Below are 12,894 nucleotides of genomic sequence, written 5' to 3'. Positions count from 1 at the left end.
GCCGGAAAAAGCAACCGGCGGGTAGGTGGCGATGGCGGAGAAAAACCGTTCCGAAAAACTGAAGCGCCTGGTCGCGGTGCAGCGCCATCTGGAGAGGATCGCCGAAAACGAGCTTGCCGATACGACCCGGCAGCGTTCGGAGGTGACCGAATCGATGGAGCGGGTCATGGTTGCCATCGGCTCGGTCGATCCGGTGCACATGGCATTCTCGATCCATTACGCCGAACGCTATGGCCGCCTCATGATCCGGGATCAGCAGCTGGAAAATATCCAGACGCTCATCCAGATGAAGGTCCAGCAGGAGCGTACCAAGGGCGACCGGCTGGAGGAGCACATGAAGGATGCCCGCGAGCTCGAGCTGCGGGAATCGGACGACAATGCCGTCTACGATATCATCGACCAGCGCTTCGCTGGCGCAACGCCAGCCTCCAGCAAGGTTCAAAAACCATAATCATCGCGATCATGAAGCAGGATTCGCATCGTTGGGTTGCCGATCTGCTTTGACAGTTTGATTCGTCATGTCCCGATAAGAGCGCCGAGCGGCGCATTGTCAGGGTATGCGAGAGCAGAAGGAGACGTGACGTGGCTATTTCGCCTCCGAGTGATTTGGTCCTCGATGTCGTCAAGGCGGCCAACCCCGCCGATGTCGAGGTGGCGCAGGCAAAGCTTGCCGCCAACAGAGCCGCCTTTGCTGCCACCAGCCTGGCCGAGAACGGCCAGGGCTTCGGCGCATCTGTGGACGCACTCAACAGCGCCGCCACCCAGGCCGGCCTTGCCAATGCCAATACGCATGCGGCTGGGACCAAGGTTCCGCAAGCCTATCGGAAGTTCGAGTCCATGGTGCTGCAGAACTTCGTGAAGAACATGTTGCCAAGCAGCGAGACGCTCTACGGCAAGGGCTCCGCCGGCGAGATCTGGAAGGGCATGATGGCCGAACAGCTGGGCGACACGATCTCCAAGAACGGCGGCGTCGGCATCGCCGAAAAGATGTACAAGGAACAGCTCGACAAGATGCGAAATAGCGGCGCCATCCACACCGCCACCGATGAGAACGATAAGAAGATGGCGCTGAGCGCGATCACCGATTTCCAGCGTAAGACGCTGGCCGCCGCTGATGCCGACAACGACGGCACCACCGGCATCACCAACAAGAATTCGTTGACGTCCCAGAAAGCATGAGCGAGGTAACAAACATGGAAATGATGTCGCAGGACTATCGGATCAAGTCTGTCCTTGGCCGTCTGGAGATGATCATCGACAATGAAAACAACCGGATCGGCTCCGACCCGGAATTCGATCTCAAGGTATCGAACGCGCACAAGAGCCGTTGCCTCTATGAACTGTCGATGCTGTTTCGCGATACCGATCCGGCCGATCTCGCCGCCGCTCATATCGAGCAGCTTCATGATCTGAAGAAGAAGCTGGTTTTGAACGCCCGCCGCGTCGAGGCTCATCTCGAGGCCGTGCGCGCCGTTGCCGAGATTCTGAAGGATGCCGTTCAGAACGCCGATGCGGATGGCACCTATTCTCAGGAGCAATTCCGCGTCCGTGAGGCCGGATGATCAAGCTCGTTATCACCGGCCTGTGGGTCTGCGCCGTAACGTTGGCTTCGGTCTATTTTTCGGTGCAGGTGGCGACGGCGCCCGCGATCAGTCCTGACGACGCCAAGAAGGCGCAGCAGGAGCTGGTCAAGGGCGAATCGATCAACGTTCCCGTCATCGCCAACGGCCAGGTGACCGGCTATTTCCTGACGCGCATCTCCTTCATGATGGAGAAGGGCAAAGCGAGCGCACTTCAGATTCCGCTGCCGGAGCTGACGACCGACGAGCTCTTTTCACTGCTGGTTGGCAATAAGGCGATCGATATCGCCCACACGCAGAACTTCGACGTTGCGGCCTTCCGCAGCGACCTGAAGAAGCGGATGAATGAGCGGCTTGGCGGCGATTATGTCGCGGACGTGCTGATCGAACAGCTCGACTATCTCTCCAAGGAAGAGACCCACGGCGGAGAAAGCGTCGGCAAGAGAACGGTCAAGCCCGTCAAGATCGTGCAGGATGCGGCCAAGGACAAAGTGCCGGTCGAGTAATATTGCCCCGGCTGCCGGCGCGAGCATGACCCCCATCTTCAGGCATGCTTAACAAATTCCTGATGGCTTTCAGCAAATCCAACCTTCCTTCCTAACGGAAAGTTGGATTTGTCTTGCTATAAATACTTCCCAGCAATGTCTCATTGTCGCCATGCTTATCGATAGTGAAGAGACATAGTTCTGTCGTCACCGGCATCAGGCGCATTTGCGATGCCGGACAGGAGGTTGTGGGATTGAACCAGGTAGCCGATTTTGCTGTCGTCGCGTCACGCCGCATGATCTTCGATCTGCCGGTGTGCGATCTTGATTGGGATGATGCGCTGACCTTCGTCAACGAGCTGGCTTCCCTGCCGGTCGGACAGACCTCGATCTCCTTCGTCAATGCTCACAACATGCTTGTCATGCTGCGCGATGACGGCTACCGCGACGTCCTTGAGCGCAATCTGGTTCTTCCCGATGGCGTCGGCCTCGATATTGCCTCTCGCGTCGCCCATGGCGAGCCTTTCCCCGCCAATCTGAACGGCACGGATTTCGTGCCGGCGCTGCTGACATTCATGGAGAGGCCGAGGCGGATCGGTCTCTTGGGTGGCAAGCGTTCCGTTGTCGAAAAGGCGGCCGAGAAATTCCGTCAGCATGCACCGTGGCATCAGTTTGTTGTCGTATCGGATGGCTTCTTCGATCCGGCAAGAAGCAATGCCGTGACGGCGGAAATCGGCCGCCAGAAGATCGACATGCTGATCGTCGGCATGGGCACGCCGCTGCAGGAAAAATGGGTCGCCGAGCATGTCGGGCCGCAACATGCGCGCCTCGTCCTGACCGTCGGCGCCCTGTTCGATTTCGTTTCCGAGACGGTGCCGCGGGCCCCGAGGCTGGTGCGGGCGTTACGCAGCGAGTGGCTGTTCCGCCTGGTGCTCGAACCGAGCCGGCTCTGGCGGCGCTACGTGCTCGGCATACCGCTATTCCTCTATCAGGTTGCCAGGCATCAGTTCGGCCGCAAGGAGCGGGTCCTTCGCGCGGAGCCTCATCCGCTGCCGCAGCGGCGCATCGCACCGCCGAATAAATTAGCAAGTTAGTATTTGCGGGCCTCGCGTTAACTCTTTCTTTGGCATGAAATTTTAGAGTGGGTTAACCATTTGCATTGGTCTTCGACCGTGTGCGCGAGATAGCCCGCTATGTTTGAAAGCAAAGCCAGGACCGGATTCCACCCCGACGATGCGGAACTCTCAGAAGTTTCGCGGCGATCCGGCCGGCATGTGTCCTCCTATGGCGAAGATGACGACCTGGATGGCATCGCCGATCTGCGGGCCGCGAATTCCGACGACCCACGCGATGCCGAACTGCGCGAGATCCTGCGCAGAAGGTTGAATGGTGATCCCTATCCGCTGTCCGGCGAGAGAGGCCGCATGGCCGCAACCGCGCGCCAGGCTCCAATCGCGCCGGGCGAGGTCGAGGACATCAGGCCCTCACGTCGTCCGGAATACCAACAGGCACATGAGCCGACATCGGAACCCGTGCCGGATCTGCTGGAATTCGTGCCCGACCTGCTGGAAGGAGTAACGGAGCCGCCCCGGCAATCCGTCACGCCGGCCGTCTCCGGGCATGTGTCGAACACTGGCCGCTGGTCTCTCGGCCTTCCTGCGCTCTGCTTCGTTGCGGCAACCGCGTTGACGGGAGCGGTCATCCCCACCTTGCTCGCCCCGCCGCCGCTTTATGTGTCCCAGGCGGTCTTGCATGCGGAAGGTCAGGGCAGCGGGCGCCAGGCGCTGTTGGATGTTGCCGCAAAGCGCGCCGTCGCCCCGTCCGTATTGTCAGACGTTGTTGCGCGAATGAAGCTCGATCGCGATCCGGACTTTACCGGCAGCCGCTCCGGTGCTCTCGGCGTTGCCGTCGATCTCCTCTCCGGCAGTGGCAATGCATCGGATGCGCCTTCACGCGCGCAGACGGCGTTGCGCAAAGGCATCGCGGTCGATATCGACGGGCAGACCGGTTTGCTGCGCCTGATCGTGACCTCGAGCGATCCCGCCAGGTCGGCCGATATCGCCAATCGCCTGGCTATTGCCATCCTCTATGATGCCGCTGTTGCGAAGACGGCCGGCACGTCACTGGCGGTCGAAACGCCTGTCGATCGCAGTCGCAAGGAACTCGACCGCGCCTCCGCCGCGCTTGCCGAGTTCAAGGCGCGTTATGGCGAAGACAAGATCGCGGCTGCGCTAGCACTGCAGCAGCAGCGTCAGCAGCTGGATGTCCAGATAAAGGCAGCCGATCTCGCGGTGAGTACCGCCAAGGCGCGCCTCGCAGCAGTCAAATCGGCGACGCCTGCGTCCGTGATGAGCGGCGCATTGTCGGGAGATCTTTCGTCACCTGGGCTTGACGATCTGCGCAGCCGCTACAATGCCGCCAAATCGCAGCTTACGCAGCTTTCCGTGCAGCTCGGGCCTCGCCATCCTCGTCTGCTCGCGCAGCAGGCTACGGTTGATGATCTCGCCGCGAACATGCGTGGCCAGCTGCAGCGGCTGACCGTCAGCACCGAAGCCGAGGTGAAGGCGGCTGTCGAAAAGCAGACGGCTCTCTCGGTGCAGATGACTGCCGCCGGTCAGGCTCAGAGCGAGATCGATCTCGGTCGCCTCACGCAACTGCAGGATGCCGTTGCCGCTGGGCAGAGCCGTTACGATGCCGACCAGCAGAGCGCCGCCATGACGGTTCCCGAAGTCAGGCCCCCGCTGACGGTGCTATCTCAGGCCGTGGCATCCGCCGCGCCGCTCGACGATCACCTCGCGAGCAGTCAGGGTGCCGGCTTCCTGGCGGGACTCGGCCTGGCACTTTGCGCCGTATTTCTGCGCAAATGGTTCGCCGGTGCCGGGGGTGCCGAAAGCAGCTTGATTGACGAAGAGATGATGCCGGCAGCTTTCGTTTCGCATGACCACGATCGCACGGCGATGCCGTCATTGCCTGAGATTGCATCCGGACCGTCGCCTGTTCCGGTTCCCGACGATGTCGGTGAGCTCGAGGTTGCGGATGAGTGGGCTCGCATCCAGCAGGAGCTTGCGGTCCTGCGCGCCAAGGTCGAAACCTATGCGGTACGCCGCCATTCGGACCGCGGCTGAACGCCTCATCGTTTTCCCTTGCAATTACCGCTTTCAGACACGATAGGACGTTTGCAGGCAATTCTCTCGGGCTGATGGCCTGTAGATTGCCACCGAATTCATGATCGGGAGACGAGCGTGACGACAGTGATCGACGGAAAGAAGGCTGCAACTTCGGTAATCGAGGCTGTGAAGGTTGCGGCGGCAGGGCTTGAGGCCGAGACCGGCGTGAAGACCGGGCTTGCGGTCGTCATCGTCGGCGACGATCCGGCCAGCCACACCTATGTCGGCGCCAAGGGCCGCATGGCCAAGGAATGCGGCTTCAACTCCATCCAGCACACGCTGTCGGCCGAGACGACTCAAGGTGAATTGGCAAGGCTCGTGCAGTCGCTGAATGAGGACGCCTCGATCCACGGCATTCTCGTGCAGCTGCCGCTGCCGAAGCATCTGAATTCCGAGCCGATCATCCAGTCGATCAGGCCGGAGAAGGATGTCGACGGCCTGCATGTGGTCAATGCCGGCAAGCTTGCGACCGGCGATCTCGAGACCGGGCTGATCTCCTGCACGCCGGCCGGCGCCATGCTGCTGGTACGCTCGATTCACGGCGAAGACCTGTCGGGCCTGAATGCCGTGGTCATTGGCCGCTCCAACCTGTTCGGCAAGCCGATGGCGCAATTGCTACTCAACGCCAATGCGACGGTCACGACGGCGCATTCACGGACGAAGGATCTGGCCTCTGTCGCCAAGGGCGCCGATATTCTGGTGGCGGCCGTCGGCCGTCCGGAGATGGTGAAGGCAGATTGGGTGAAGCCGGGTGCGACGGTCATCGATGTCGGTGTCAACCGGATCGATGCGCCGGAGCGGGGTGAGGGCAAGAGCCGTCTGGTGGGCGATGTCGCCTACGCGGAGGCCTCTGACGTTGCCGCAGCCATTACGCCGGTTCCGGGCGGTGTCGGGCCGATGACGATCGCCATGCTGATGGCCAATACCGTCATCGCAGCTCATCGTGCCGCCGGCAGAAAGCCGCCGAAGTTTTAGGCCGGCGCGACGCCGGTCGAGGCGCGCACGATCAATTCCGCCTTCCACAATTCCTGGGCCGGAAATGTCTCAGTGTGCTTGATTTCCCCGATCAGCCGTTCGGCGATGCGCACGCCTGCCGCTCGCAGCGACGAGCGCGTGGTCGTCAGTGGCACGGTGAAGTTTTCCGGTTTGAGCAAGGTCAGCACGTCGTCGTGCGCGATCATCGAGATATCCTCGCCGAGCCTGAGCTTTGCCTGGTTGATGGCGCGTACGGCGCCGAGCGCCAGCACGGTACTGGAGCAGAGCACCGCCGTCGGGCGCTTGCCTTTCTCCATCTGCAGGATGCGCTCCATGGCAAAGAGGCCTTGTTCGTCGGTCATCGGCGTATGACTGATGCAGGCCTCGTCAAGCGCCAGGCCACGCTCGGCAAGGGCCGCATCCATGCCGTTCTTCCGGCGGATGGCGAAATCGAGGTAGATCGGGCCGTTCAGCAGGGCGAAGCGCCGATGTCCGAGCTGCAGCAGTAGCTTCGTGGCGTCGTAGAAGGCGGCCTCGTTGTCGATGTCGAGGAAAGGATAATCGGGTTCGGAGCCGATCGAGCGCCCATGCACGAGGAAGGGCATGGACAGCGACTTCAGCATCTCCAGCCGAGGGTCGTTGCCGCGCATGTAATTGACGAAGAGCGCATCGACATTGCCGCTGGCCGCGAGCCGCCGCAAGGCGCCGACCTCGTCGTTCGGGTCGGCTGGTGTCAGAACGAAATGAAAATCGTGCCGCAGGGCTTCTTCGCCGAGCCCGGTCAGGAACTCGCTGAAATGCGCGTCGGAGGAATTGGCTGACGATGTCGGCATGACCAGTCCGATCGAGCCGGCCTTGCCGGTCGCGAGCCTCTGCGCCGCCTTGTTGGGTCGATAGCCGGTTTCCCGAACCGCTTTGAGAACACGCTCGCGCGTCTCGCGATTAACCTCGGGATATCCGTTCAATGCTCGGCTGACTGTCGTCTGCGACAGCCCGAGCAATTGCGATAGCTGTTTCAGATTCACGAATTTTGGCTCCTCCAGCTGCAGGCCGCTAAGATGTTGAGACAACCTCCCGAAAAGTCTCAGGCTTTCAAAGCGCTTTCAAATATGTAGCAGGAGAAGCGCGGGAGACAAGTTAAATAGCAAAATATTGACGCGCATTTTATGCTGCAATGCGAGAAATGCTGTGAATATTTAGTGGAATCTGAAAATCGCTTGACTTTATGCTGCTCTCAATGGATGAGAGATGTAGCCAAAGCGCTTTGAGGAATGGAGCGCGCAGCACAAAACTGTGTTTGGGCTCATGGGTTTCGTTATTTGGGAGGACAACCGCATGAAAAAATTGCTTTTGATGACTGTTGCTGCCGTCGCTCTAGCGACGGGTGCGGCTATGGCCGCGGATCTGAAGTTCCAGCCCGGTCAGGACTCCAAGTTCAACTGGAAGAGCTATGACGACTTCAAGGCCGCGCACGCCGACCTGAAGGGCGAGACGCTGACCATCTTCGGTCCCTGGCGCGGCGAGGACGAGGCTCTTTTCACCAGCGTCCTCAACTATTTCACCGAAGCGACCGGCGTGACCGCCAAATATTCGTCCTCGGAAAACTACGAGCAGCAGATCGTGATCGACACGCAGGCCGGTTCGCCGCCGAACGTCGCTATCCTGCCGCAGCCGGGCCTTCTCGCCAACCTCGCCAGCAAGGGCTACCTGACGCCGCTCGGCGACGATCTGGCGAACTGGGTCAAGACGAACTACGGCGCCGGCGACAGCTGGGCCGGCTACGGCACCTACAAGGGCAAGGACGGCAAGGATGCCTTTTATGCCTTCCCCTACAAGGCCGACCTGAAGTCGCTGGTCTGGTATGTTCCTGAAAACTTCGAGGAAGCCGGCTACAAGGTCCCGACGACCATGGAAGATCTGGTCAAGCTTTCCGATCAGATCGTCAAGGATGGCGGCACGCCCTGGTGCATCGGCCTCGGCTCGGGTGGCGCCACCGGCTGGCCCGCAACGGACTGGGTCGAAGACCTGATGCTGCGCCTGAACACGCCGCAGGATTACGATCACTGGGTCGACAATACCCTGAAGTTCAACGATCCGAAGGTCGTTGCCGCGATCGAAGAGTTCGGCAAGTTCGCCAAGAACCCGAAATATGTCGCCGGCGGCGTCGCGGCGGTTGCCTCGACCGACTTCCGCGACAGCCCGAAGGGTCTCTTCTCGGTTCCGCCGAAGTGCTACATGCACAAGCAGGCATCCTTCATCCCGTCCTTCTTCCCGGAAGGCACCAAGCTCGGCCAGGATGCCGACTTCTTCTACTTCCCGCCCTTCGCCTCGCATCCTGAACTCGGCAAGCCGGTCGAAGGTGCAGGTACGCTGGCGACCATCACCAAGGACTCCAAGGCCGCCCGCGCCTTCATCCAGTTCCTGCAGACGCCGATCGCCCAGGAAGTCTGGATGGCGCAGTCCGGCTTCCTGACGCCTTACAAGGGCGTCAATACCGCAGCCTACGCCAACGACACGCTGCGCAAGGAAGGCGAGCTTCTCACCTCCGCCACGACCTTCCGCTTCGACGGTTCCGACATGATGCCGGGCAAGATCGGCTCGGGTTCGTTCTGGACCGGCATGGTGGACTTCGTCGGCGGCAAGTCCGCACAGGATGTTGCCGATCAGATCCAGAAGTCCTGGGACGCCATCAAGTAAGACATAGTGGCCCAAGCGCCGCCGGCAAATCGCCGGCGGCGCCTTCAAGCATATGACGGCACGCCCTTGCGCGCGACCGATGTCGGACTGACGGCTTCAAGCAGCTAAATTCGGGGAGGGAATGGATGTTTTCGCAGATCGTATCGGCGATTGGCGCCATGATATTCGGCGTTGCCATTTGCGCCGCTTATTTCTGGTTCTCCAACAAGCTTTTGGATTTGATTTTCCCGGCACGAGAGGGCGATGACGTCCATCAGGCCGCCGTCAATCTTCGGCGCCGTGGTCTCGTTCGCCCGTGGCTGTTCCTCGGCCCGGCGCTGTTCCTGCTCGTCGTCTATCTCGTCTATCCCGTCGTGGCGACCTTCATCCTGTCCTTCTACGGGCCGGATGGCAGCAAATTCGTTGGCGGCGCCAACTATCTCTGGGCGCTCAGCGACACCGAATTCCGCCAGTCGATCTTCAACAACATCCTTTGGCTCGCCGTCGTACCGGCAGCGTGCACCTTCTTCGGCCTCGTGATTGCCGTCATGACCGACCGCATCTGGTGGGGGAATATCGCCAAGGCCGTCATCTTCATGCCTATGGCGATCTCCTTCGTCGGAGCATCGGTCATCTGGAAGTTCATTTATGAATATCGCGGCGGCACGGATGCGCAGATCGGCCTTCTGAACGCCGTCGTTCAGCTGTTCGGCGGTACGCCGGAAGTCTGGATCACCATTCCCTTCTGGAACAACTTCTTCCTGATGGTCATGCTGATCTGGATTCAGACCGGCTTTGCCATGGTCATCCTGTCGGCGGCCCTGCGCGGCATTCCCGAGGAAACCATCGAAGCGGCCGTCATCGACGGTGCCAATGGCTGGCAGATCTTCTGGAAGATCATGGTGCCACAGGTCTGGGGCACGATCGCCACGGTCTGGACCACCATCACCATCCTCGTCCTCAAGGTTTTCGACATCGTGCTCACCATGACCAACGGCCAGTGGAACACGATGGTTCTCGCCAATCTGATGTTCAACTGGATGTTCCGCGGCGGCGGCGACAGCGGCCGCAGCGCCGTCATCGCGCTCGTCATCATGGTCGCGGTCACACCGATCATGATCTGGAACATCCGCCGTGCAAACGCAGAAACGAAGGGGCGCTGACATGATTGGAAATCTCGGTCGCATCGGCCCCGCCCGCATCTTCGTTCATGCCGCGGTACTCCTGATCGTGCTGCTCTGGCTGCTGCCGACACTCGGTATCTTCGTGACCGCGCTGCGCGACAAGGATCAGATCGTCGCTTCCGGCTGGTGGACGTCCTTTGCCGGCTCCTCGCGCACGACGGCCGCCCGCCTCGATGGTCCCGACAAAGCCAAGCCCGATGGCGCGAATTTCGTGATTTCGGGCACGCTCGCCATTGAGGGCGGCGGCACGATCCAGTCCTTCGGCCTGCGCGTGCAGGAGCCTGCGGCTTACAAGGCTGGCTCGCCGGCGGAACTCGAGAACGGCGAGACGCTGACGATCAATTCCGATGGCAGCTACCGCTATCAGAAGAACGGCGCCTTCGAAGCCGATGCGCGTGCCCGGCGCGTCTATCTCACCGTTGCCACGCCGCCGCAATTCACGCTCGACAACTATCGCAACGTGCTCGGCGGCGAGGGTATCGGCCAGTCCTTCATCAATTCGCTGACGGTGACGATCCCCGCGACTGTCATCCCGATCCTGATCGCCGCCTTTGCCGCTTACGCGCTCGCCTGGATGGAGTTCCCCGGCCGCGCGATCCTGATCGCGCTCGTCGTCGGCCTGATCGTCGTGCCGCTGCAGATGTCGCTGATCCCGCTTCTGCGCATCTATAACGAGATCGGTCAGATCTTCGGCGTGCCGTCGAAAACCTATCCCGGCATCTGGATGGCGCACACGGCCTTCGGTCTGCCGCTCGCCATCTATCTCCTGCGCAACTACATCGCCGGCCTGCCGAAGGAGATCATCGAATCCGCCCGCGTCGACGGCGCCAGCGATTTCGATATCTTCGTCAAGATCATCCTGCCGCTGTCCTTCCCGGCGCTTGCCTCCTTTGCGATCTTCCAGTTCCTCTGGGTTTGGAACGACCTGTTGATCGCGATGGTGTTTCTCGGCACCGACAAGGATCACCTGGTCCTGACGGCTGCCTTGAACGCGCTGCTCGGCTCGCGTGGCGGCAACTGGGAAATCCTGACGGCATCGGCCTTCGTCACCATCATCATTCCGCTCCTCGTCTTCTTCGGTCTGCAGCGCTATCTCGTGCGCGGTCTGCTTGCCGGGTCGGTGAAGGGGGGCTAAGCCAAGATCATATCGTTCAGACAGGACCCATTCAGCATGAGCATTGCTCCTCACCCGGCATCGGAAGTTGACAAGGATTGGTGGCGCGGCGCCGTGATCTATCAGATCTATCCGCGCTCCTATCAGGATTCCAATGGCGACGGCATCGGCGATCTCAAGGGCATCGCCGTCCGCCTGCCGCATGTCGCGGCGCTTGGCGTCGATGCCATCTGGGTTTCGCCGTTCTTCACCTCGCCCATGCGCGATTTCGGCTATGACGTCTCCAATTATGAGGACGTCGATCCAATCTTCGGTTCGCTCGCCGATTTCGATGCCATGGTCGCGGAAGCCCATCGTCTCGGCATCAAGGTGATGATCGATCTGGTGCTGTCGCATAGTTCGGACCGTCATCCCTGGTTCGTCGAAAGCCGCTCGAGCAAGGACAATCCCAAGGCCGATTGGTATGTCTGGGTCGATGCGAAGCCGGATGGCACGCCGCCCAACAACTGGCTGTCGATCTTCGGCGGTTCGGCCTGGGCGTGGGACCCGACCCGCATGCAATATTACATGCACAATTTCCTGACCTCGCAGCCGGATATGAACCTGCACAATCCGGAGGTGCAGGACCGGCTGCTCGATGTCGTGCGCTTCTGGCTCGACCGTGGCGTCGACGGCTTCCGCCTCGACACCATCAACTTCTACTTCCACGACAAGGAACTGCGCGACAACCCGGCGCTGGAACCTTCGCGCCGCAACGCCTCCACCGCGCCGGCGGTCAATCCCTATAATTTCCAGGAGCATCTCTACGACAAGAACCGTCCCGAGAACCTGGCATTTCTCAAGCGCTTCCGTGCCGTGCTCGACGAGTATCCGGCAATCGCCGCCGTCGGCGAAGTCGGCGACAGCCAGCGCGGCCTCGAAATCGTCGGCGAATACACGTCGGGCGGCGACAAGATGCACATGTGCTACGCCTTTGAGTTCCTGGCGCCGGATGCGCTCTCGCCGGAGCGTGTCGAAGAAGTGATGAACGACTTCGACGCGGCAGCCCCGGAAGGCTGGGCCTGCTGGGCCTTCTCCAACCATGACGTCGTGCGCCATGTCAGCCGCTGGGGCAATCTGGTCGCCGACCGGGATGCCTTCGCCAAGCTTTACGCGGCGCTGCTGCTCACCCTGCGCGGTTCGGTCTGCCTCTATCAGGGCGAAGAGCTCGCGCTCACGGAGGCCGATCTTGCCTATCAGGATCTGCAGGACCCCTACGGCATCCAGTTCTGGCCGGAGTTCAAGGGCCGCGACGGTTGCCGCACGCCGATGGTCTGGGACAGCCAGGTCGCACAGGGCGGCTTCTCCACCGTCAAGCCCTGGCTGCCGGTGCCGGTCGAGCACATCCTGCGTGCCGTCAGCGTCCAGCAGGGCGATGAAAATTCAGTGCTGGAGCAGTACCGCCGCTTCCTCGCCTTCCGCAAGCAGCATCCGGCCTTCGCCAAGGGCGAGATCGCTTTTTCGGAACCGCAGGGTGACGTGCTGATCTACACCCGTACCTACGCCGGCGAAACGATTCTCTGCGCCTTCAACATGAGCCCTGTGGAAGCCATGGCAACCTTGCCGGAAGGCAACTGGCAGGCATTGACGGGGCATGGCTTTACCAGCAACAACTACGGCAACAAAATCGACATTCCGGCCTGGGGCGCTTATTTCGCGCGTCTTGCCTGAGCC

At 61.0% G+C, this 12,894-nt stretch carries 12 protein-coding genes; 11 read left to right on the top strand and 1 reads right to left on the bottom strand.

The features are described 5' to 3' along the window. The first annotated feature begins 31 nt into the window (after positions 1-31). The 7 genes from BJ928_RS04300 (at position 32) to BJ928_RS04270 (ending at position 6,207) form a co-directional block, all read left to right on the top strand. Positions 32-451, top strand: a complete 420-nt coding sequence (locus BJ928_RS04300; RefSeq protein ID WP_047628031.1) for a hypothetical protein — start codon at positions 32-34, stop codon at positions 449-451. Positions 452-582: 131 nt separating this feature from the next. Beyond that, positions 583-1,179, top strand: coding sequence for a rod-binding protein (locus BJ928_RS04295; protein ID WP_047628029.1), 597 nt, complete (start codon positions 583-585; stop codon positions 1,177-1,179). A 14-nt stretch (positions 1,180-1,193) separates the two neighbouring features. Then, entirely contained in the window at positions 1,194-1,562 is a 369-nt protein-coding gene (locus BJ928_RS04290; protein WP_047628028.1) for a hypothetical protein, read from the top strand. Continuing rightward, positions 1,559-2,086: a hypothetical protein gene (locus BJ928_RS04285; RefSeq protein ID WP_047628026.1), complete on the top strand. Its 528-nt coding sequence runs from the start codon at positions 1,559-1,561 to the stop codon at positions 2,084-2,086. The genes BJ928_RS04290 and BJ928_RS04285 overlap by 4 nt, the downstream gene beginning before the upstream one ends. A gap of 233 nt (positions 2,087-2,319) precedes the next feature. Further along, entirely contained in the window at positions 2,320-3,159 is an 840-nt protein-coding gene (locus BJ928_RS04280; protein ID WP_047628024.1) for a WecB/TagA/CpsF family glycosyltransferase, read from the top strand. A 99-nt stretch (positions 3,160-3,258) separates the two neighbouring features. Then, positions 3,259-5,190 (top strand): succinoglycan biosynthesis transport protein, encoded by a 1,932-nt coding sequence (locus BJ928_RS04275; protein ID WP_047628022.1) that lies wholly within the window; start codon positions 3,259-3,261, stop codon positions 5,188-5,190. A gap of 117 nt (positions 5,191-5,307) precedes the next feature. Beyond that, positions 5,308-6,207 (top strand): bifunctional methylenetetrahydrofolate dehydrogenase/methenyltetrahydrofolate cyclohydrolase, encoded by a 900-nt coding sequence (locus BJ928_RS04270; protein ID WP_120296429.1) that lies wholly within the window; start codon positions 5,308-5,310, stop codon positions 6,205-6,207. On the opposite strand, the gene BJ928_RS04265 is transcribed toward BJ928_RS04270, so the two are convergent. Beyond that, positions 6,204-7,232: a substrate-binding domain-containing protein gene (locus tag BJ928_RS04265; RefSeq protein ID WP_047628797.1), complete on the bottom strand. Its 1,029-nt coding sequence runs from the start codon at positions 7,230-7,232 to the stop codon at positions 6,204-6,206. The genes BJ928_RS04270 and BJ928_RS04265 overlap by 4 nt on opposite strands. A 310-nt stretch (positions 7,233-7,542) precedes the next feature. Here BJ928_RS04265 and BJ928_RS04260 point away from each other — a divergent pair, with 310 nt between their 5' ends. The 4 genes from BJ928_RS04260 to BJ928_RS04245 all read left to right on the top strand — a co-directional run bounded on the left by BJ928_RS04260 (position 7,543) and on the right by BJ928_RS04245 (position 12,891). Further along, positions 7,543-8,904: an ABC transporter substrate-binding protein gene (locus tag BJ928_RS04260; RefSeq protein WP_047628796.1), complete on the top strand. Its 1,362-nt coding sequence runs from the start codon at positions 7,543-7,545 to the stop codon at positions 8,902-8,904. Between the two features lie 125 nt (positions 8,905-9,029). Next, the gene (locus BJ928_RS04255; RefSeq protein ID WP_047628019.1) at positions 9,030-10,046 is read left to right on the top strand and encodes a sugar ABC transporter permease; all 1,017 of its coding nucleotides are present in this window, start codon (positions 9,030-9,032) and stop codon (positions 10,044-10,046) included. A gap of 1 nt (position 10,047) precedes the next feature. Beyond that, on the top strand, positions 10,048-11,202 hold the full coding sequence (locus tag BJ928_RS04250; RefSeq protein ID WP_047628017.1) for a carbohydrate ABC transporter permease: 1,155 nt from the start codon (positions 10,048-10,050) through the stop codon (positions 11,200-11,202). Positions 11,203-11,238: 36 nt separating this feature from the next. Continuing rightward, on the top strand, positions 11,239-12,891 hold the full coding sequence (locus BJ928_RS04245) for an alpha-glucosidase (protein WP_047628016.1): 1,653 nt from the start codon (positions 11,239-11,241) through the stop codon (positions 12,889-12,891). The last annotated feature ends 3 nt before the right edge of the window (positions 12,892-12,894 follow it).

This window comes from Rhizobium sp. WW_1 (assembly GCF_003610155.1).
Classification (GTDB): domain Bacteria; phylum Pseudomonadota; class Alphaproteobacteria; order Rhizobiales; family Rhizobiaceae; genus Rhizobium; species Rhizobium tropici_A.
The sequence above is the reverse complement of the archived record's forward strand: the minus strand, read 5'-3'. Positions and strand labels throughout refer to the sequence as shown.